This is a genomic window from Acinetobacter pullicarnis (assembly GCF_006352475.1).
GTDB classification, from domain to species: Bacteria; Pseudomonadota; Gammaproteobacteria; order Pseudomonadales; family Moraxellaceae; genus Acinetobacter; species Acinetobacter pullicarnis.
Window position 1 is genome coordinate 1,696,888 of record NZ_VCMZ01000001.1, and the last position, 22,311, is coordinate 1,719,198.

At 41.5% G+C, this 22,311-nt stretch carries 17 protein-coding genes; 8 read left to right on the forward strand and 9 right to left on the reverse strand.

What is annotated here, in order from left to right; all coding sequences use genetic code 11:
• Positions 1-89: 89 nt before the first annotated feature.
• Positions 90-860: a nuclear transport factor 2 family protein gene (locus FD716_RS07505; RefSeq protein WP_139851716.1), complete on the reverse strand. Its 771-nt coding sequence runs from the start codon at positions 858-860 to the stop codon at positions 90-92.
• Positions 861-950: 90 nt separating this feature from the next.
• A complete protein-coding gene (locus FD716_RS07510) occupies positions 951-2,381 on the reverse strand; it encodes a gamma-aminobutyraldehyde dehydrogenase (protein ID WP_139851717.1) in 1,431 nt (476 codons plus the stop codon).
• A gap of 1,351 nt (positions 2,382-3,732) precedes the next feature.
• On the opposite strand from FD716_RS07510, the gene FD716_RS07515 reads away from it, so the two are divergent.
• Positions 3,733-4,719 carry an AraC family transcriptional regulator gene (locus FD716_RS07515; RefSeq protein ID WP_139851718.1) on the forward strand — a complete coding sequence of 329 codons (987 nt, stop codon included), beginning with the start codon at positions 3,733-3,735 and terminating at the stop codon, positions 4,717-4,719.
• A gap of 216 nt (positions 4,720-4,935) precedes the next feature.
• On the opposite strand, the gene FD716_RS07520 is transcribed toward FD716_RS07515, so the two are convergent.
• Entirely contained in the window at positions 4,936-6,276 is a 1,341-nt protein-coding gene (locus FD716_RS07520) for an MFS transporter (RefSeq protein WP_139851719.1), read from the reverse strand.
• Between the two features lie 415 nt (positions 6,277-6,691).
• Between FD716_RS07520 and FD716_RS07525 the strand changes: the two genes are divergently transcribed.
• The 4 genes from FD716_RS07525 to FD716_RS07540 all read left to right on the forward strand — a co-directional run bounded on the left by FD716_RS07525 (position 6,692) and on the right by FD716_RS07540 (position 10,621).
• Entirely contained in the window at positions 6,692-7,942 is a 1,251-nt protein-coding gene (locus FD716_RS07525) for a dienelactone hydrolase family protein (RefSeq protein ID WP_139851720.1), read from the forward strand.
• A 10-nt stretch (positions 7,943-7,952) separates the two neighbouring features.
• On the forward strand, positions 7,953-8,738 hold the full coding sequence (locus FD716_RS07530) for an SDR family oxidoreductase (RefSeq protein ID WP_139851721.1): 786 nt from the start codon (positions 7,953-7,955) through the stop codon (positions 8,736-8,738).
• Between the two features lie 88 nt (positions 8,739-8,826).
• Positions 8,827-10,065, forward strand: a complete 1,239-nt coding sequence (locus tag FD716_RS07535; RefSeq protein ID WP_139851722.1) for a styrene monooxygenase/indole monooxygenase family protein — start codon at positions 8,827-8,829, stop codon at positions 10,063-10,065.
• Positions 10,066-10,081: 16 nt separating this feature from the next.
• Complete coding sequence (locus tag FD716_RS07540) at positions 10,082-10,621, forward strand: flavin reductase family protein (protein ID WP_139851723.1); 540 nt, start codon at positions 10,082-10,084, stop codon at positions 10,619-10,621.
• A 245-nt stretch (positions 10,622-10,866) separates the two neighbouring features.
• Here FD716_RS07540 and FD716_RS07545 read toward each other — a convergent pair whose 3' ends face one another.
• The 5 genes from FD716_RS07545 to antA all read right to left on the reverse strand — a co-directional run bounded on the left by FD716_RS07545 (position 10,867) and on the right by antA (position 16,413).
• Positions 10,867-11,223 carry a hypothetical protein gene (locus tag FD716_RS07545; RefSeq protein ID WP_139851724.1) on the reverse strand — a complete coding sequence of 119 codons (357 nt, stop codon included), beginning with the start codon at positions 11,221-11,223 and terminating at the stop codon, positions 10,867-10,869.
• A gap of 383 nt (positions 11,224-11,606) precedes the next feature.
• Positions 11,607-12,647, reverse strand: coding sequence for an AraC family transcriptional regulator (locus FD716_RS07550; protein WP_139851725.1), 1,041 nt, complete (start codon positions 12,645-12,647; stop codon positions 11,607-11,609).
• Positions 12,648-13,439: 792 nt separating this feature from the next.
• Positions 13,440-14,471 (reverse strand): anthranilate 1,2-dioxygenase electron transfer component AntC, encoded by a 1,032-nt coding sequence (gene antC, locus FD716_RS07555; RefSeq protein ID WP_139851726.1) that lies wholly within the window; start codon positions 14,469-14,471, stop codon positions 13,440-13,442.
• An 11-nt stretch (positions 14,472-14,482) separates the two neighbouring features.
• Positions 14,483-14,974 carry an anthranilate 1,2-dioxygenase small subunit gene (gene antB / locus FD716_RS07560; RefSeq protein WP_139851727.1) on the reverse strand — a complete coding sequence of 164 codons (492 nt, stop codon included), beginning with the start codon at positions 14,972-14,974 and terminating at the stop codon, positions 14,483-14,485.
• Between the two features lie 2 nt (positions 14,975-14,976).
• Positions 14,977-16,413, reverse strand: a complete 1,437-nt coding sequence (gene antA / locus FD716_RS07565; RefSeq protein ID WP_139851728.1) for an anthranilate 1,2-dioxygenase large subunit — start codon at positions 16,411-16,413, stop codon at positions 14,977-14,979.
• Between the two features lie 471 nt (positions 16,414-16,884).
• On the opposite strand from antA, the gene FD716_RS19050 reads away from it, so the two are divergent.
• From FD716_RS19050 to FD716_RS07575, 3 genes are all read left to right on the forward strand, one after another.
• Complete coding sequence (locus FD716_RS19050) at positions 16,885-16,995, forward strand: hypothetical protein (protein WP_228714988.1); 111 nt, start codon at positions 16,885-16,887, stop codon at positions 16,993-16,995.
• A 654-nt stretch (positions 16,996-17,649) separates the two neighbouring features.
• Positions 17,650-17,955 carry a hypothetical protein gene (locus FD716_RS07570; protein WP_139851729.1) on the forward strand — a complete coding sequence of 102 codons (306 nt, stop codon included), beginning with the start codon at positions 17,650-17,652 and terminating at the stop codon, positions 17,953-17,955.
• Positions 17,943-19,211 carry an MFS transporter gene (locus tag FD716_RS07575; RefSeq protein ID WP_139851730.1) on the forward strand — a complete coding sequence of 423 codons (1,269 nt, stop codon included), beginning with the start codon at positions 17,943-17,945 and terminating at the stop codon, positions 19,209-19,211. Before FD716_RS07570 ends, FD716_RS07575 begins: the two co-directional genes overlap by 13 nt.
• A 746-nt stretch (positions 19,212-19,957) precedes the next feature.
• Here FD716_RS07575 and rlmKL read toward each other — a convergent pair.
• Entirely contained in the window at positions 19,958-22,162 is a 2,205-nt protein-coding gene (rlmKL, locus tag FD716_RS07580) for a bifunctional 23S rRNA (guanine(2069)-N(7))-methyltransferase RlmK/23S rRNA (guanine(2445)-N(2))-methyltransferase RlmL (RefSeq protein WP_139851731.1), read from the reverse strand.
• Positions 22,163-22,311: the final 149 nt, after the last annotated feature.

The window sequence follows — 22,311 nt, forward strand, 5'->3', positions numbered from 1 at the left end:
CTCTCAAAAAAGCGCGGGACAAGCCCGAGCTTTAAAACACAATTTTGATTAAGGTGGTGAATCATAAGCTATTGCAAAAACAGCAATGCTTAAAATACCCCATGCGCATGTACGGCTTGCTCATCGGTGGGTACTGCGGCAATCGCATCCCAAAGTTCAGCAATTTGACCATTTTCAACACGCCATAACTCAAAATAGGCATGTCGTGTTCCAGCAATACTGCCTTCAGAATGGGTGAGAACAAATTGACCGTCTGCGATGCTACGATGCGTTTGCGAGTATAGCAAACCCTGACCTTCTTGACGGATTTTGTTCAGAAAGTCGATCACAGCGGTAATGCCATCGCCAATATCGGGACTATGTTGCAAGAAATGGATGCCATCCGAATAGGTACGGAAGGCTTCATAATTGCCCTCGATCAAGGCTTTTTCAAAAAAGCCTGTCACTAATTGACGATTTTGTAATTCTTGACCAGTACTGATGACTTCCGTTGGGCCATCCAGCTGAGTCCGTCCGCTGACATTTGGCGCAGCTTCGGGCACCAAACCATCCCAATGTTCCACAATTTTGCCATCACGCACGCGATAGATATCAAAACCCACCAGTGGAACGCTGTCTAAGCCTTCAAAACGCCCGTGAATTGCAACCAGATCACCCTCTGCCAACACCCGTACTGCTTCATGTTTGAGATTTGGGCAGTCTGCGACCAATTGCTTTAAGCCTGCAAGACCATCGGCCACCAATGGGGAATGCTCGATAAAGTCTGTGGAAAAATACAGATCCAATGCACTGCTGTCTCGCAAGGTGAACAGTTGGTGGTGGGCCTTGCTGACCAGTGCTTTCATGTCTTGTTTGTTCATGACTAATTTATCCATGTCCTGTTTAACGATGTCTTATTGGTCTATGTCTTATTGATCAATGACCTCGTTATCGATGATGCGTTGCAGCGCTTATTCGTTATTGCTCATCACATGTTTGATGCGGGTATATTCATCAAAGCCATAGGCAGATAAATCTTTGCCATAACCCGATTTTTTGAAACCGCCGTGCGGCATTTCTGCGGTAAGTGGGATATGGGTATTCAGCCAAACCGTCCCAAAATCCAACTCACGTGAAAGTCGAGTTGCACGGGCATGATCTTTGGTCCATGCACTTGAGGCGAGGCCATATTCAACATCGTTGGCTTTGTCGATGGCATCGGCTTCATCTGTAAATTTCTGCACCGTAATCACCGGGCCAAAAATTTCATTTTGAATGGCATCATCATGCTGCTTTAAGCCACTGATGACAGTTGGTTCAAAATAAAAACCAGGGCGATCCGCTTGTTTACCGCCAGTTTCAACTTTGGCATGCGCAGGAAGGTTTTGAATAAAGGCTTTTACATTTTTCAATTGGTTGGCGTTATTTAATGGGCCATAAAGTGCATCGAGATCATCTGGATCACCAAAACGGGTGTTTTGAGCAGCCACAATTAATTTCGCCAAAAATTCATCATAAACTTGTTCAGCAACGATCACGCGGGTCGCTGCGGTACAGTCTTGACCCGCATTGAAATAACCGGTCATGGCGATATGTTCAACTGCTTTATCAATGTCAGCATCTTCAAAAATAAGCACCGGTGCCTTACCACCGAGCTCAAGATGTGCTTTGGCTAGATTGGCTGCCGCAGAGGCTGCAACTTGTAGGCCTGCGCGAACTGAACCCGTAATGGAAACCAATGCTGGGGTTTTATGAGAAACGACTTTAGAGCCGACAGCCGCCGTGCCAAGAACCACGTTAAATGCGCCTTTAGGAAAAAATGGTGCTGCAATTTCGGCCAATAACAGGGTGCTTTCTGGGGTGGTATCACTTGGTTTAAGCACCAAAGTATTGCCTGCGGCCAATGCCGGTGCAATTTTCCAGACCGCCATCATCAGTGGATAGTTCCAAGGGGTCACTTGTCCCACCACGCCAATCGGTTCACGACGAATACTTGAAGTTAAACCTTCCATATATTCACTGGTTGCCGTGCCTTCTAGCATTCTTGCAGCACCAGCAAAGAAACGAATTTGATCGGCAGAGCCAGTAATTTCTTCAGAGGCAATTAAATGTTTGAGCTGCCCAGTATTGCGGCTTTGCGCTTCAATTAAGCGATCGGCATTGGCTTCAATTGCATCGGCTAAATTTAAGAGTGCTTTTTGGCGTACAGACGGTGTGCTACGACCCCAGATTTTAAAAGCCGCTTTGGCAGCAGCATAGGCAGCATCGACTTCGGCATCGGTTGCATTCGGTGACTGCGCATAGACTTGACCTGTGACAGGGCTGACCAAGTCAAAATAATCTTGTTGTTTTGCGCTGACATATTCGCCATTAATAAAGTGTTTGAGTTGAGTGGTGCCCATAATGTATTCCTTAACTTTGGGTTTAAAATATAAACCTATATGTATTATGTTTTAAAAAGACTGTCAAATTATTTAAGTCTCGTTTAGTCGGATTTTAAGTTTAAATATGAGGTTATTTGTTTTAACTAGTTGATATTGTATGGTTTAAATTTGGTTAATTAAATTTTTAATAATGCATTTTTCAAACTGAATTAAAAAATTAAAACAGCGATTTCGGTATGAAAAATAAATGGCTCTATTAATTTTTTATAATTGGCTCTATTTTGCGTTGCGATTTTAGCAATACTCTAGACTGCCCACTTTATGCTTGGCGGTGGGGGATTCACCTCTCCTTGCAAGCAGAGGTATCTACACATCTTTTGATATGCTGTTTTACGATCCCAAGAAATCCCTCCCGACCTTAATGCTAGTCAGTTAAGACAAATACAACTGTTTTTGATTGATCAGTTGTATCTGAAAGCCCCTTCTCCCTTTGGGAGAAGGCTGGGAAGAGGGTGCTTTTAAACTACAAAATCCCTTAACTGACTGGCATTACTCCCGACCTCCCTTTGTTAAAGGGAGGAGCGTTGAGTCGCATACACTAAGCTTTGAATCGCAAAAAAATCGGCCTCTTTTTCAAAGATGAGCCATATATGGCGCAAGGGGGAGATTTATAAAATACTGAAAACTTTGGTGTTCCACCGCGAAGCACTGGGACGAGGTGATACGATATTCACCTCTCCTTGCAAGCAGAGGTATCTACACATCTTTTGATATGCTGTTTTACGATCCCAAGAAATCCCTCCCGACCTCCCTTTGTTAAAGGGAGGAGCGTTGAGTCGCATACACTAAGCTTTGAATCGCAAAAAAATCGGCCTCTTTGGACAAGATGAGCCATATATGGCGTAAGAGGGGAGATTTATAAAATACTGAAAACTTTGGCGTTCCACCGCGAAGCACTGGGACGAGGTGATACGGTATTCTCCTCTCCTTGGAAGGAGAGGTTGGGAGAGGTTGATTGGTTAATCGGCAAGGAGAGCTTGAGATGCAAGTAGTACTGCTATGCAAGACAGACCACATTGCTTGCAAGCCATGCTTTTAAATGTTGCCAATTGACATCTAGGCTGACTTGGTCGAAACTGAATTTTCTTATATCTGATTGTTTTAGTAGGGTTTTAATTATTGGTCTAATAAACACATAAAAATATACTTTGAAAGTATTTAACATTGTGAAGATTATCTCATTTAATACAAATTCGATTATTAATATTCCATCAGTGTATTTTGAAGAAAAGGACAATCAAGTTCGGTCTTTGAATCTATTCAATAGACCTATTTTCAACAGATGTATTTCTAGCTAGGTGACATGGATATGACTTCACTCAGCCAACAAATGGATTTGAATCATTACTCTAGTCAAGCTGATTTTGCGCAAAAATTGATGTCGTCGATTTGTGGCGAGCATCATTTAGATACGGGCGCTAGAGATAGTTTAGATTTCCATTATGACGGACTTCGCTTACCCAACAAAAATATGACCATTGGGAGTATTCGCTATGGCGCAAATGTCTCAATTAATATTTCAAATTTAAAAGCTTATAGTATTAGTTTGCCCACTCAAGGCAAACAAAGCCTAAATATTCATGGGGCAAAATATCGATCAGATGAAAACTGCGGTTTGATCGTTTCAAATAATGCTTCGCAAGACTTAATCATTGATCGAGATTGTCACAAACTTCAAGTGGTGATCCCTGAACAAAGTTTACAGTTGGTTTTAGCAGATTTATTACAGCAACCTGTTAATGCACCCGTTATTTTTAATCCAGAAATGCAGATTAACTCGATGCAGTTAATTGCAGGCTGGTGGAAAAATATTCAAAATTTTTTAGCCTTAAAGTCTCAATATGCAAGTTTTGTTGGGCTACAAATGATGTCTGCAGATTATGAAAACTTCTTAATCAAAGCCTTGTTGTTGTCTCAAGAAAATAATTATTCAGCGGCTTTAAGTGGCATGACAGAGTCGAAAGAACCTGCTTATATTCGCAAAGTAAAAAACTACATTATTGAGCGTGCACATACTGATATTTGTGCTGAAGATTTTCAAGCCATTGCAGGGGTTTCTAAATCTAAACTGTATCAAGAGTTTCAGCAGTATTATGGCACCAGTCCAATGCTGTATTTACGCCAGTATCGTTTACAACAGGTTTATAAAGTTTTAAGTGCAGGCCAGCAACCGAATGTTTCTATTTCTAAACTGGCCTATGACTGGGGCTTTAATCATTTAAGTCGCTTTTCTCAAGCCTATCGTGAAGAGTTTGGTGAGAGCCCAAGCGAAACCAAGGCAAGACTTTTAATCTAAACCCACCTATTTAACAACAAATGATTAACCCAACAAAAAAACGGATTGAGCTGAGCTTAATCCGTTTTTTTGCTTTTACGTATTAGACCACTTTAATCCACCCTTTAAATTTCTCCTGTAAGGGGAGAAGTAAACGGTTAAAACTATGATGAAAGTGGACGATTCTAAAGTGCGCTGGGGGAGAATGAGTGGCTAGTTCATATCGCCCCCAAGTACTCAGTTTGCGGTCTTGGCTTTTAAGGTTGTTGCAGCTTTCGATTTTTCCTGCATCAATTTAAGCGTCAGTGCCACGAATGAAATAAATGTTGGGATAGCGAGAATATAGAAAATACTGCTGAGCGATAGATCGAAGGTGAAGATTAATGCACCAAAGAATGCGCCTAAAATTGCACCAATACGACCGATTCCGTGCATCCATGAAACACCAACAGCACGGCATTCGGATGGATAATATAGTGCAGCTAATGGGAGTAATGATGATTGTGCACCGACCAATAATGCACCAATCAAGAAAATGGTAACACCCAGCAGGATCACATTTGAATACAGCATACCCGCAATGATAAATAAGATAATGGCAAAGAAATAAGCATATTTAACCACGGCAGTTGGATTAACTTTATCCATATACCAACCCATCACAATAGCACCAACAACGCCACCAAAAGGGAAGATTGCAGCAATTAAACTAAATTGTTGTGTGCTAAAGCCTGCGGTTTTTAGAATCGTTGGCATCCAGCTGGTCAATAAATAAAATACCAACAAACTGGTGAAACAGCACATCCATAGCATGACTGAACCAAAGCGATAGCGACCGAGTACCATTTTTACTGGGTTTTCTGGTTGTGCAGCGCCCTTCGCTTGCTGAAATTTAACATCGAGTCCTAAGGATGAGCCGTGTATTTTTTCTAAAATAATTTGGGCTTTGGCATATTGTTCGCGTTTGATTAAATACTGGGTCGACTCAGGCAGTTTAAGCAGTAAAATCAAAACTAAAACCAGTGGAATGAGACCGCCAATAATCACAACATTGGCCCAACCAAGACTGTCGAGCAGGCTTGCAGAGAGTAAGCCGCCACATGAAATTCCCAGCATAAAACCACAACCAGCGAGGCCAGTGAGAAATGCTTTGCGTTTGAGCGGCATATATTCAGAGACAATGGTACTGATATTGGGCATCGCAGCACCGAGTCCAAGACCGGTAATAAAGCGATAAATAATCAGTTCTTGCGTAGAGGTTGCATAACCACAGAGGATGGTGAAACTGGCAAACAATAAAGTGGTCATCACAATGACCCCTTTACGTCCAAAGCGATCCGCCATTGGTCCAGATAAAATTGCACCAATTGACATGCCAACGAGGGCTGCACTGAGTACCGGTGCCAGCTGTGGTTTGGTGATTCCCCAATCATCCAATAATGCTGGTGCGATAAAGCCAATAATACCGGTGTCAAGACCATCACTGAAGAAGACTAAAAAACCGAGAATAAAAACCAGCCACTGTAAAGGGGATAGTTTCTCGCGGTCAATAATCGTATTTGCATCTATTGTTTTCATCTAGATTCCTTTCATTTTAAAGTGTTTATTTTGAACCAGTATCCCGTGTGGTCCAATCAGCCCTTTATTGAAGCTTAATTTGCAGCTTATCGCTATCCATTTTGTGGTCGAGATTATCCGAATTTTCCATAAAAACTTACATTGCTTTTGACGTTTCAGCACGGTCAGGCTAAGCATGGCTTTTTATCTTTCATCAGCTTCAGATTTAAGGCGAGTGTTCCGCGGTAATTTGACAGCAATGATTGGAGTTTCTCACATAATACATGGCAATAAATGCGCTAACTAATCGACCTATAAGGCTAAATACAGGAATTTCACAATTCGGCACAGATTGGATAGTGCTTGCAGATTTTGGACAGTCAAGCGAGCTGTTCAGGGTAAAGATAAGCGGATAGGGAAATCAGGAGTAACAACAATGACGGGTCAAATGATCGAAGTAAATACGGCACAAGGACAACGCTTTAGTGCTTATCTTGCAACACCTTCACAAGGCAAAGGTCCAGGCATCGTACTTTGCCAAGAAATTTTTGGTATTAATACCGCAATGCGCGCTAAGGCTGATTTTTTAGCGGAAGAAGGTTATACCGTATTGGTACCCGATTTATATTGGCGTATTGCCCCAAACACTGAATTAGAATACACCCCAGACGACTTTCAAAAAGCCTTTGCGTTATATCAAGAATTTGATGAAGACATCGGTGTTGAAGATATTCAAAATAGCCTAAGCTTTTTAAAAACTTTGCCTGAATGTGATGACAGTAGCGGACTCGGTGTTGTGGGTTACTGCCTTGGTGGGAAGTTGGCCTATTTAGCGGCGTGCCGTCTCCCAGAAGTGGCATGTGCTGTTGGCTATTATGGCGTAGGGATCGAAAAAGCCTTAGATGAACTGCCGAATGTAAAAGGCCGTTTGGTACTCCATCTTGCCGAACTTGATGCCTTCACTCCGCCAGAAGCCAGACAACAGATTATGCAAGCCTGCGCACAGCAAGCCAATGTACAGTGCTATGTCTATGATGGCGTAGACCATGCCTTTGCGCGTCCAGCCAGTGAACATTATCACAAACCCTCTGCGCGTTTTGCCCATGAGCGTAGCGTGACAGCATTGCATAGCACGATTGGTCCACATTTTGATTTGGTGGCGTTATGGGAAGAGCATATTCGACACGAATTTGACACCCGTGATGTGCCTGCAACCATGGCGACCATGGTCGCGCAACCCTATGTAAATCACATTCCAACCATGACTGGGGGCGTCGGCTACAGTCAACTGGCACGTTTTTATAGCCATCACTTTGTTCATCAAAACCCACAAGATATGAAGATCACTTCAATCTCTCGTACTGCAGGTTCAACGCAGGTTGTGGACGAATTTATTATGAGTTTTACCCACGACACCGAAATTGATTGGTTGTTGCCTGGGGTGAAACCAACCGGTAAATACGTACAAATTCCGATGCTAGGCGTGATCCAATTCCGTGGTGACAAGCTTTGCCATGAGCATATTTATTGGGATCAAGCTTCAGTCTTGGTGCAGATCGGTTTGCTCAATCCAGCAGGACTGCCAGTTGCAGGTGTTGAAACCGCACTGAAATTATTAGATGAAGATATGCCTTCAAATACGCTGATGCCATCTTGGCCAAGCAGCGCTGAAAAAGCCATCGGGTAAGGGGACGACCATGAAACTTGAACTCAGTGGAAAATTGGCGGTGGTCAGCGGTGGTGCAACTTTAATCGGACAAGGTGTGGTCAAAGCCTTGGTTGAAGAAGGCATGCAAGTGGTGATTTTAGATATCGATGCTGCGGGCGCTGCAATTGCAGCAAGCTATGCTAGCGAAGTGACCTTTATTCAAACCGATTTAAGCAATGATGCTGCGATTACACAGGCGATTGCACATATTCATCAACATCTTGGCACAGTACATAGTGTGGTGAATTTGGCCTGTAGCTATTTGGATGATGGTTTTGCTTCATCGCGTCAAGATTGGATGAAAGCTTTAGATATCAACTTATTGTCTGCGGTGGAATTGACTCGTGGACTCTATGAAGATTTAAAAGAAAACAAAGGTGCAATCGTTAACTTTACCTCTATTTCTTCAAAATGTGCGCAAACAGGACGTTGGCTCTATCCCGTGTCAAAAGCGGCGATGCGTCAATTGACCCAAAGTATGGCAATGGATTTTGCAGTAGATGGCATTCGTGTCAACTCAGTTTCGCCAGGTTGGACCTGGTCTCGTGTGATTGCTGAAGTGAGTGGTGATAACCGAGCCAAAGCCGATCAAGTCGCTGCTGATTATCACTTATTGGGCCGCTTAGGTAATCCAGATGAAGTGGCCAATGTGGTGACCTTCTTATTATCCGCTGCTGCCAGTTTTGTGACAGGTGCAGACTATGCCGTAGATGGTGGTTATTCAGCAATGGGTCCAGAGCAAAACAAGCCTGCTATTCCTCGTTTAGCCGGATAAATACACGACCTGCAAGTGGCTTGCGTTTATAGCCAAGCTGCTTGCAAAGATTGAGCGTCACAATCAATTTAAAATTAAGGAGAATTTTATGCGTCGTATCGCAATCGTTGGAGCAGGGCAGTCAGGTTTACAACTGGCATTGGGCTTATTAGATAAAGGTTATGATGTCACCGTGTTGACCAATCGTACCGCAGATGAAATTCGTTATGGCAAAGTCATGTCGAGCCAATGTATGTTTCATACGGCATTGCAAACTGAACGTGATCTTGGTTTAAATTTTTGGGAAGAACAATGTCCAGCAGTTGAAGGCATTGGCCTCAACTTGGTGGATCCTGAAACTGGCGAAAAAGCCTTTGGCTGGAGCGCACGTTTAGAGCGTTATGCACAATCGGTCGACCAACGTGTGAAAATGCCATTTTGGATCGAAGAGTTTGAGCGCCGTGGCGGTAAATTGATTATTCAAGATGTTGGTATTGCTGAATTAGAGCAATTGGCAGTGGATTATGAGTTGGTACTGCTGGCAGCGGGTAAAGGCGAAGTGGTTAAGCAGTTTGAACGCGATGAAGCGCGTAGCGTATTTGATAAACCACAACGTGCTTTAGCGCTGACCTATGTCACGGGTATGCAGCCGATTTCTCCGTACTCACGGGTAAACTTCAATATTATGCCAGGGGTAGGTGAGTACTTCTGCTTCCCGGCACTTACCGTGACCGGTCCTTGTGACATCATGGTATTTGAAGGTATTCCGGGTGGACCAATGGATTGCTGGCAGGATGTGAAAACCCCTGAGCAACATTTGGAAAAAAGCTTAGAACTGCTCAACACCTTACTTCCTTGGGAAGCAGCGCGTTGCCAAAATGTTGAATTAACCGATGCGGGTGGTTATTTGGCGGGTCGATTCCCACCGACTGTGCGTAAACCAATTTTGACTTTACCATCGGGTCATCGTGTTTTTGGTATGGCTGATGCGTTAGTGGTCAACGATCCAATTACCGGTCAAGGTTCGAACAATGCAGCTAAATGTAGCAAGGTGTATTTCGATGCGATTTTAGCCAATGACAATCAAGAATTTTCTGCAGCATGGATGCAGCAAACCTTTGAACGTTATTGGGATTACGCTGAAACTGTGGTGGCATGGACCAATAGCCTATTGGCACCACCGACGGCACATATGGTCGATATCTTAGCGGCTGCCAGTCAAAATCAACAGATTGCATCGGATATCGCGAATAACTTTGATGATCCACGTCAGTTTGCACCGTGGTGGTTTGAGGCAGAACAGGCAGCAGATTATATCAGCAGCAAAAATATGCCGAACGTCGCTTAATACAGGGAGAGATGCCATGCAGCAATTGAGCAATGATTTGGGTCTAACCGCAATTGATATTGAAAACCCAAGAGAAATTCGTAACCTACTCGGACAATTCGCAACAGGTGTGACCGTCATTACCACGCGTGGCAAAGATGGTCGTAAAGTCGGTATGACGGCAAATTCGTTTTCGTCGCTGTCTTTGGATCCACCGCTGATTTTATGGAGTTTGGCCAAAACTGCACCGAGCTTAAGTGATTTCACTTCAGCAGAATACTTTGCCATTCACATGTTGGCGCAAGAGCATCATCAGTTATCGGGTCACTTTGCACGACCCGCTGAAGATAAGTTTGCAGGCATTGCCCATCAACAATGTGCAGCAGGGACACCATTGTTAGAGGGTGCACTAGCGACCTTGTTATGCCGTAATGTTAATCAATATGAAGGCGGTGATCATTTGATCTTTATTGGTCAAATTGAGCAATATCAGCAACGTGCTGGTGAGCCTTTGGTGTTCCATGCGGGTAAATACCGTATTGCTTCGGAACATCCAGATGTATTGCAGACCGCTTAAAGAATCATACGTCGCAATAAAATAGCCTAAGCAAAGTTAGATTGAGTACTGAAGTTAATTTTATTGCAGGCGTGGATTAACACCGTTTTAGTGTCAAGTTTGACCACGTTCAGCCATGCGCGTGGTTTTTTTTGTTTTGATATTTTAGTTGATCAGCTTGTGCTTATTATTGGGCCGCATTCCAGAGCTTCGCTCGAGCAGCGAAGCGACTGGAATGCTAGATGAGTCTGCTACAGGGTCTTTAATTATTTTATTCTCACAAGACCTAAATCAAGCAGTACTGCAGTAATATGTTTAGCATTAACATTGCCAGTAATCAGTGGAAGTAATTTACTCGCAGAACCAGCAACGCTATTCACATTTAATGCTTTTAAGATGCTATCTAAATCGAAGCTATTTTCCAAAGAGTCAGCTGCTTCTTTATTCGCGCTCAAAGCTTGAGTTGGAGAAATATCGGTAATGCTTAAACGTAAACCGTTTGAATCATTTGTGATTTTATATGAAATTTTGCCTGAAGATTTTCTAACTTTATGGCACTTATGGTCTTTGTCGAACGCTACATTTTCAGTAAGTGTATTTCTAACTACAAGGTATTGAGCCATTTTAAGTCACTTCAAGTATTTTGAAAATTGGAGGATGCTATATATTCAACTCATTTTCAAGTAAATAACCAGTATTGAGGAAAGTAGTTAAAAAACTGAGATATTAAGCCAATAAAAGCGCTAAACAGATTGTTTGTTTTGAAACGGTGGGATAAATGCTGGATTGCTACTCACACTCGATCATAAACTACGAAAGTTTCAGAATGTGAGCTCGTAAGCATTTAGGCAAGCAATCCCTCCCAACCCGAATGCCCTCATTCCAACGGGCGAAGGTGCTTTCAGACATAGTTTCATCAATCAAAAATGACAGGATTTGTCTTAACTGACTGGCATTACTCCTAACCCCGTCTTTTCAAAGATGAGCCTTATACGGTGCTTTGAATTTAAACCAGCCCTGAACTTTGGCTAAAGCGTCGTGTAGATGAGGGTAATTCGCCATAGCGTTGTTTATATTCCTGCGAAAAGCGTCCGAGATGGGTAAAGCCCCATTTAAATGCCACATCGGTAATCGATAAGTTTTCATTTTGCTGTAGTTCTAAATGTGCTTGTTCAAAACGCAGATTTTTTAAGTAGGCCATCGGGGTGGTATTTAAAAAGCTTTTGAAGCCATTAAATAAAGTACGAACACTTACATCGGCATGTTCCGCCATTTTTTCAACATTGAGCGGCTCATGTAAATTTTCACGAATATAGGCTTCGGTGCGTTTAATAAAAAACGGTGCCAGTGCATGGGTTTTTATTTTTTCCATTTGAGTAAGCGCAGTGTTGGGTTGGCCATAAATAAGCGCATTAAATAAATTCGACTCAAACTGTTTTAGTGCCAAAGGGTGGTGTAAAGGATGTTGTTCACTGCTGAGTGCATCAACTAAGCTGCGAAATAATTGTAGAAAATAACCACCATTGGTCGTAGAGAAATCCAGTTTAGGGTCAAAGTGGGGGGCTTTTAAATTGTAGTCGGGAATATGCTGCCGACAATGTTGCTGTAAGTCTTGTTTGGCAATTTTTAAAATCAGTTGTGGTGAGGCTGCATGCCAGCGCATTTTAAGCGCTTGCTCCGGTGAGATTATTGAAGCGACTTGAGCATAGGAAATAAATTTCTGATTGGCAAATTCAATTTCTGCGTAGCCTTGCGTTGGAATTTGGATTAAATAAAACTGCTCTAGAAAGTCGGGTTCAATTTGAACTTCCTCACTATATTCTAGACGACAGATTGAGAGATTGCCCTGTGTTTTGACACAATGCATATTGGCCGAAAAATCAGCTTTCTGTTTTAGAATCGTCAGGCGATGGGGTTTTAAAATCTGACCGACACCTTTGCAGGTCTCATTTAAATCATGATAGTCAAATACTAAGTTGTTTGGGCTAAAGATCGATTCATTATGAAAATGTCGACCACTTAGTTCAGGGGAGTTGGCTCGGTTCATAATCGTCCCTTTTGGCTCACTACACCTGTATTCAGTTCAGTATTCGCATAATACGTATTGTAATACGAGTATTGAGTATTTGAATGCAGTTCCCAGTTGTTGGTATTATTGATTAAAAATAGAGTGACTAAAAAATGATTTAGATCGTGACGATTTGTATTAAAAAATAGCTGACGTGACGTTCATTCATAATCCGTTCAATTGAGTATAAAAACCAGCGTGGTGTAAAAAATATACGCGCTTTAAAATACGATTGTGATCACTCTATTCATCTTATTCCTTAAGATTTACATTGATTTATAACAAATCCGAGTAGATTGGTCAATTTTATTTTTAAATGTATTTATTTTATAACCATATGAAATTTAATAAATTATTTAATTTTACTATTTTCTGTTGTTAAAATTATTGTGCTTTATTGGTTTTCCTCACGAGGCTCTATTTTTTATGAAATATGATTATAGCGGCACTCTGATTTATTTAAATAACGCGATACCTTGGGTGCATAAGATTATTATTTATTTGAACTGGATCAAGAGAAATAGTTTGATTAAATGATGGATTTTTTATCATATGCTGATTTTTAATCATCTCAATCAAATCTAAACTGAGCATTTGGGTTTTAGTTACATTGGGGGAATAAATCTAACAGTGGATTGGAGCGCTTGAAGACTTTATAAAACCAGATCGCTAAAATAGCAAAAACCTGTTTTGCCGTTTTGCGAAACAGGTTTTATCCGAACGATGGGATTGCGTTATTTAAATAACGCAATCCGAATATAGCGGTTGTTGTTAAACTTTAGCGGTATTACTCTGCAAGAACTTCTCGCTATAAATACGATAATTACTAAGGGCTTGATCATCTAACCAGGTTTTAACCGCTTCAATCATCGGGGGTGGACCACAGAGATACATATCAAAGGCATTTTCAGCAAGCTGGTCTTTATCCAGATGTTGTTGAATAAATCCAGTTTTACCTGTCCATGTATCCGTACCACGACCAACAATCGGATGGTAGCTAAATTGTGGAATGCGTTCAGCATAAGCCTGTAAACGCTGTTGTTCACATAAGTCTGCTTCGGTGTTCACGCCATAATACAAATGAATCGCTGGGGCATTGTCTTGCTCAGCAATGGTGTCTAGCATTCCCAAGAATGCAGATAAACCCGTACCGCCTGCAACAAAGACCAGTGGGCGTTCGACTTCACGTAAATAGAAACTACCAAGTGGGGCTTCCATCATGATGGTTTGGCCAACGTCACAGCGATCTCTTAAATAATTGCTCATCACGCCATCAGGCAATAAGCGAATTAGGAACTGCAATTGATTTTCAGCATTGGGACGATTGGCAAAAGAATACGAACGCCATTCATCGGTACCTGGAATATGCAAACGCGCATATTGGCCAGGTAAATATTGCAACTGCTGAGGATGCTGACTGGCATCAACATGCAAAATGGCAGTGGTTTCAGAAACCAATTCAACTTTGGTGACTGTGGTTGCAATTTTGAGTGATTCACCTGCATTACAAATATCAGAGTGATGATCAAAATAGAATGCCGCATCCGATTTCACCCGTGTTTGGCAAGCCAACATTTTACGTTCAGCCAGATCACGTTCGCTTAAAGCATCTTCATCGACATATTCTTGTTCATAAATGCCGGTTTCACATTGCCCTTGGCAGGTGCCACACACCCCTTCACGGCAGTCGAGTGGCAGTGTGATCCCTTGACGAATTGCAGCATTCAGCAGCAATTCATCATTGTTTACCGAGATAAAAAAGGTTTTACCATCGGCAAAATTGAGTGCAACAGAATGTCCCATTTTATCTCCCCTTAAACATGATAAAAGTCGAGGACTGAATCAATTTTGTCATTTAATAAAATGGTGTGCTGACGACGGATACGGAAACCATCTGCTGTTTGACGCAATAAATAGGTTACATGGCCATAGAAACAACCTTCCAAACCTTGGCGGTTATAGAGGGTTTGCCAAGCCGCTTTGGCTTCGATGTTGCCATCTTCCAAAGTTTTGACACGGATGTTGCTGACACAATGTAAAGTCCGTGGCAAAGGGGTTGCAGAGGCTGCTTTTCCTGTACGAATACGGAAGACACGGTCTTCTAAGCCAGTGCGGTCTTCATAATAAACATAAGACAAGCCCTGATTTGGATCTTGAACATAGTTATGATCATCAATCCACTGCGGAATATGATATTCACTGTCTTCGTCATATAAGTTGATATAAGCATCCCAATCGAAGGCATCGCAAAGTTCAGCCTTTTGAATGAGGAACTGGGAAACTGCAAAGTGAAGTTCTGCGCTCATGTTTATACCTCATCCGTTTGGTTGGCAGGGCAGTCCGCTGCTGTCGCAGGTTCTTGACTGAGATCATGCATTTTTAAAGCTTTTTTATTTAGGCCATCCAGCAGTAAACGTTGCCAATGTCCATGTTGATTGACATAGAGTCCTTCGTGCGTGAGTTCACGACCAGTGATAACCGGTTCAATACCCAAGTCTTTTGAGTTTTGAGTCGCTTCATAGCACCAGTTTTGATGTCCGCGTGAAATATCACTCCAGCGTTCTAAGCGTGCTTGGAAGCCTTTTTGTTGCTCACGGAATTCGACCAAATCGTCCGGTGTACCGAGTCCTGAAACGTTAAAGAAGTCTTCGAACTGACGAATACGATTACGGCGTGCTTCTTTAGATTCACCTTTAACACCAATACATTGGCTAATGACTTCAGTTTTGTTCCAAGCCACAGGGCGGATAATACGCAGCTGTGAACTGATCTGATCCATAAAGAACAAGCTTGGATACAAGTTTAAGTTTCGTAAACGATGCATTGCCCATTCAGCGCGTTTAGGGCCATATTTTTCAACCAAATATGGCATAACCGTTTCATAGCCAGGACGTACGGTTGGGTTTGGCATGTCACTGAATAAAACACTGTGACCATTTTTAAAGCTGAACCAGCCATCATCTGTGGTCGAGTCACCCGCGCCTAATTTACTGTAATCGAGGGTATCTTGCTCTTCACCTTTTGATGCATTCACTTGTTGGCGATGTTGCACAGTCGATACATAGTTATAATGCACGGTACTGACATGATAGCCATCTAAGCCATTTTCGTTTTGTAGCTTCCAGTTGCCTGCAAAGGTATAGGCAGACTTACCTTGTAATACTTCAAGCTCACCCGTTGGTGATTGCTCAACCATCAGGTCGATAAAGACTTTGGCATCGCCAAGGAAATCTTCAAGGCTGTTGGTCGCTTGCGTGTCTAAGCTAACAAATACAAAGCCACGGTAGCTGGCAATACGGCCTTGTTTTAGGCCACGGCTTGATTTATCAAAATCTTCACAATATTCATCTGGGGCTTTGACTTTAACCAAGCGACCATCTGATTTATAGCACCACGCATGGAACGGGCAGGTGAAGGTAGACTGGTTACCTTTGGCAACACGGGTCAAGGTGGCACCGCGATGTTCGCAAGCATTGACCATGGCGTGTAATTCGCCTTTGCCATCTCGGCTAATAATCATTGGTTGACGGCCAATTTGTACCGTCAAAAAGTCATTGTTATTTGCGACTTCACTTTCGTGACACGCATAAATCCAAGTTTTTTCAAAAATAAGTTCCATTTCAAGTTCAAACAGCTCTGGTGCTGTGAACATGTCTCGTGCAATTCGAAAGACACCATCTTGCGGGCGAAAGTCGGTGCATCCTTCAACGAAATTTTGCCATTCAGTAATGCTACGTGAGGCCATTGGGTCATCCTATAAGCAATGGGGGAGTTATGATTTGATTTAACCGTGAATGAAGAAAGTGCACTATCCATTTATTCCGTGTCTTTATCCATTCTGTGCAATTGATAGGTAAAGGATGAAAAAGCAGGCAGGGACTCTATATGTAAGTACATCACCGCAAAGGTCTTTGTCGGTAAAAGACAGAAGGATGCTTCACCCAAGTCAGAGCAGCAACGTTACTTCGGGCAGTGCAGAGAGAAGTGCTTAATGGATCCTTCGCAGGAATATGAGATGAAGTGCTGAAACTGTTTTTATTTATGTTACAAATTTGCAGACCAGTTTGAATCTCATCATTTTTACTCGCGTACTTAATAAAGTAGTTAAATGACTTAAAATGCTAAATGTTCTTAAAATAAGCGAGATATCTGATATTTATTTTAAATAAATGATATAAGATCATATTACTTAGAGCGAATTTGGTATACAGACATGATGGATTCTATGAAAAAGAAAAATAAAGCGAGTTTTGTTTTTTTTATACTCGTTTTATATTCAATCATTGGCGCTGGATTAAGTTATTTCGTTATTCAATATCTTTTATAAACGTATTATATTTCAATCGTTTAAGTTTATTGAAAACAAAAAAGCATGGAATAAGTCCATGCTTTTTTGTTGCCAAAAATGGACTGGGATCATTGTGGGATCAGGTTTCGAATCTTGAGGTAAGTCCAACTCGCTTATAATAGCGGAATGATTTTTATAATAATCTTGGTGGTGGTCTGTATTTTAATAATTATACTGACTGGTGGTCTGAAATTTATAATAAACAATAGCGTGGTCTGAATTTTAAATGCTTTATTATGAATATTTTATAGGGAAAGTAAGTTTTTGATTTCGAGATTAGAGTTAACAGCCCAATCAAGTTAAATTTTTTATAATGCCAGAAAAGATCTAAACCGCGATTATAGCAGTCCTGACTTTCTGTTCGTTCTGCTTCAGTGAGTCGCACCAGATTCAGCGATTTGGTTATTCAATATGAGGTTGAGATGTTGTCTGCATGCATTCTAGTATTAAAAGATACTGCCCATGATCACTTCATCGGATAGATGCGGTAAATCAATTGTAATAATAAATAGTAATTCTTATCATGAATACGCTTTTTGCGTTGGCCAACGCACTCAATATGAATCCCGTTTAAAAAGAAAGATAAACAGATTAAAGCGTGTAAATACGCTTTAAAACAGAGGATATGGTCAGATGAAAGCGCTTGCTAATCGCCTAGCGATGCAGCACCTTGTCAATGCATATGCACATGAAACCAGTAACGGTGTTTTGCTGGAAAAACAGCAACAGAATTTATCTCAACTCAGGTTTAGCCAAGGCTTAACGCTATTATCCATTTCACTCGATGCCATTCAGGCAAAATTATTGATTCCACTCTTCGATGACAGTTTGCTCGGAAGGTATCGTCTAAATATCGCTGCTGCTTTACATGCGTACGTCACCTTAGCATATACCAATGCACTGCAATGGGCGGTGCAGAGGTGGATATGCCGAATATAAACAGATCAGTAGGAGGAACACCCAGCCCGAATACCAAACCAAAAATCACCGCTCTGGGCTTGAGTGTGGTGATTGCGTTGTATTTGGCGCATGCCTTACCGCTGTATTTTTACAATGTGGCCTTGCCAGCTATTTTACGCCATCAAGGTGTCGATCTGCGCTGGATTGGTATGCTCTCTTTGCTTTATATCCCGTGGGTGTTTAAGTTCTTTTGGGCACCATTGATTGATCGTTACTATGTCAAAAAGCTGGGTAAACGTAAGACTTGGCTGTTGTTCACTCAAGTTGCGTTGGTGATTGGCATACTTGCATTGGCATTGACTCAATTTTCTTATGGCATCGTGGTTTTTGTGGTGATTGGCCTATGGATTTCCAGCTTTGCCGCAACGCAGGATATTGCGATTGATGGTTATACCGTCGAAGCTTTTGCTGAGTCTGAATATCGGCTAGGCAGTATGGCACAAAGCATTGGGATTGCTTTAGGCAGCATGCTGGGCGGTGCTGCCATTCTCTGGTTATATCAATATTATGCTTGGCAATTTGCCTTGATCGGTTTAGCTGCAATGACTTTTTTGACGATGATGGCGGTGTTTTTTATTCATGAGCCATTTGCAGATAAAGCGATTGCCACGCAGCCGCCCAGCCTGAGACAAGCTTTTAAACGGCCTGAAATTTTATCGGCATTGACGCTTATTTTATGTTATCGCTTGGTCGAAGCACCTGCGATGGCGATGTTAAATCCTATGTTGATTGATCAGCAATGGTCACTGGCGCAGATTGGTGTATTGATGTCGGTGGTGGGAGCTGGCGTTGGATTGTTGGCTGCGGTCACCACCACATTGCTATTGAAGAAAATACAGGCCACCCAGTTACTGATTTGGACCGGCTGGTGTCGAACACTGCTCTATGCTTTGATTGGCGTTTCAATTGTACTGGGCTGGTTCAATCAAGGGCAGCTGTTGCTCGGTATGTATGTGGTGGCGATGTTGGCCATTCGCTATATCGCAATGACCTCGCTGTATGCCTTTTTTATGCAGTGTTGCTCAAAACAACAAGCGGGTACAGATTTCACCTTATTGGTCTGCTTTGAATTGTTGATTTATTTCATCGGTGGCACGGTTTCAGGCTTTCTGGCGCAGTCACTGGGATATGGTCATTTCTATCTGCTTTTGGCGGTTGCCTCAGTCATCAGTATTGTATTTAGTCAGCGTATTGTAATGAAAAGCAAAGTATTTGATCACTCGCCCTCATCTTAGAACAAAAGTCTCAGACCAATGAGGAATAACGATGCTTTGAAAAAGGAGAGCTGACTGGTATTATTTTTTAAATATTTTAATTGTCTGTCTAATTTCACCTTTATATTTAATATAGAGCACAGAGATTGTTAATACGCTGGAGATCACAAGACATATAAAAAAAGCAGTATCTATCATGAGTGGATAATCTATAAGATAACTTATGATTGCCAAACTAAAATTTGATATTCCAAAATACTCCATAAATGATGTTTTTATGATTTTCATTATATGATCAACTCAATTACATGGGTTTTATATGACAAGAAAACACCTTGTAATCATACTAATTTGGGCGAGTATAAATCAATAGGATGTATTATAGAAAATGATCATTAATCAAAAATACAAGCTTGTGAATTGACTTATCTAAGAGTTATTTATTTAAATACAGTAACTTATATTATTGTATGCAGTGTTTGTTCTTAATTTATTTTGATTGTGGGGAAACTTGAATGATATCTTGGATATTAATGTAAGGTGCTAGCTGTATATTTTAATTTTATTTAAATAATTCATATTGTGATTTAAATATAGGATGCTGCTCAATTTTATTTTATTAAATATGATGCTATATATGTTTTGGGTGAGGTGGTTTTTTTTTTGCATACTAATTTATATTAAAAAGCCAAGTCATATTAAAAAGCCCAGTCAAATTGAACTGGGCTTTTTAATATACGGAAAAAGGGCTTTAGCACCCATTATGCTTAAACAGCGAAGTGTTTAATTTTCCATGCACGGTGAATCTTGGTATTACGTTTAAAATCGGGGCCAATGGTGTCAGCACTAATTTCTTCTGTATCATACATGGCTTCGATTTCTGGTTCCATTTCAAAACCACGGAAGTTATTTGAGAAATATAACGTTCCTTCAGAGGTGAGACGGTTCATCGCACGTTTTAATAATGACAAGTGATCACGTTGAATATCGAAGGTACCGTGGAATTTCTTCGAGTTCGAGAAGGTTGGTGGATCAATAAAGATCAGGTCATATTGCTCATGACCTTCTTTAAGCCACTCAAAACAATCCGCAGCAAAGAACTGATGTTGTTCATCTGGGTGATCAACAGTTAAGCCATTCAATGCAAAGTTCTCTTTAGACCAATTCAAATAAGTATTGGATAAATCGACACTGGTGGTACTGGCTGCGCCACCCAGTGCGGCATGTAAACTTGCCGTTGAGGTGTAGCTATATAAATTCAGTACGTGCTTGCCTTTGGCTTCATTGGCAATACGCAAACGCATTTGACGGTGATCAAGGAACAAACCAGTATCGAGATAATCGGTCAGATTCACCAAGATCCGCGCTTTGCCTTCACGCACAATAAAGCGTTTAGAAACGGTACTTTGTTTGGTGTACTGGCTTTTGCCTTCTTGACGTGCACGAGTTTTAATAAAGATCGCATCACGACCTAAACCTGTCACAGCACGAATCGCAGCAAGCGCTAAGTTAAAGCGTTTTTTGGCTTTTTCAGGATCAATAATTTTTGGTGGTGCATATTCTTGCACATGCAAACGTTCGCCATATAAATCGACCGCGACATTAAAGTCTGGTAAGTCCGCATCATATAAACGTAGGCAATGTACACCGTCTTTAACCGCCCACTTTTTCAAAGCTTGAATATTTTTTTGGAAACGGTTGGTAAAATCTTCAGCGCCTTCAATTGCTTCAAACTGTTGCGGTTGCCAAGTGGCTAACCATGGTGCAGTTGATGCAGGAGTTTTGATTACACCCGAACGAATATAGATTGGCAATTTACCATTCATCAAACGCAGTGTTTGCGGGTCATGAATGGCCAATACATCGGCTTGCTCAATTTGTGATGCAATAATCGCTGCAAATTGTTGTGGGAAATGCTGTTGTAGTTGCCCAGACAAGCCTAAGTAAAATGCACGATTTGAGGCTTTTTCACCTAGACGTTCACCATAAGGTGGGTTGGTGACAATGAATGCAGATTTATTTTCATTTTCAAACGCAGGCCAATCGGCAAGGGTACGTTCTTCGATTTTAATTTGATCGAGTACCGACTCAAACCCAGCGGCAATAATGTTTTGCTTGGTGGCTTTAACCGCTTCCCAGTCAGCATCATAGGCATAAAAATCAGGAAGTGGGTTTTCTAAGGCTTTTTCATGACGATCGAGCGCTTCAGCTTTAATCGACATCCACAACTCATGGTCGTGACCATTCCAACCATTGAAACCAAAATTACGCACTAAACCTGGTGCACGATCGGTCAGCATCATTAATGATTCAATAATGAATGTTCCAGAACCGCACATTGGATCGAGGATAAGCTCAGGCTGACGTTTGAGTAATTCTGCACGTTGTAAAATTGCTGCAGCCAAGTTTTCTTTAATAGGGGCATCGGTCATAAAACGGCGATAGCCGCGCTTATGCAGAGAATCACCAGATAAATCGAGACAGAAAGTATGTTCGGTTTTACCTGCCAAAATATACATGGTGATTTCTGGTTGTTTGGTGTCGATATTGGGACGACGACCAACCGCATCCATAAATGCATCCACTACACCATCTTTTGCTCTAAGTGTGGCAAATTGGGTATTTACTTTGATATCACGTTCCACATGTAGGCGAATCGCAAAGGTGCTTTGTGGTGCAAAAATTAAAGACCAATCAAAGGCATTGGCGCCTTCATACAGTTCTTCTGCAACATCACGTGCATCGTGGGTAAATTCGATTGGGTGGCTATGGATTGGCATCAATACACGTGAAGCCAAACGCGACCACATACAGATACGATAGGCGTTTTCTAATGTGCCTTTAAAAACCAAGCGGCCTGGGAAACGTTCAATATTTTCAACACCCAAACCGTTTAATTCTTCTACAAGCAGTGCTTCTAATCCGTCTGCACAAGTGACCCAATAGGTCGATAAACGTGGTTTTGAGTTCATGTAATGTTCCAAAGCTGCTTCGCAATCGGCTATTTTAGCGTATTTTTGCATAGAAAACTTAGCCATTCACTGCTGCTGATTCGGGCTAGTGTATTTTTTATGCGGAATAACTCAATCTTAGGGTAATAACATGGCTTGTAAATTAAATT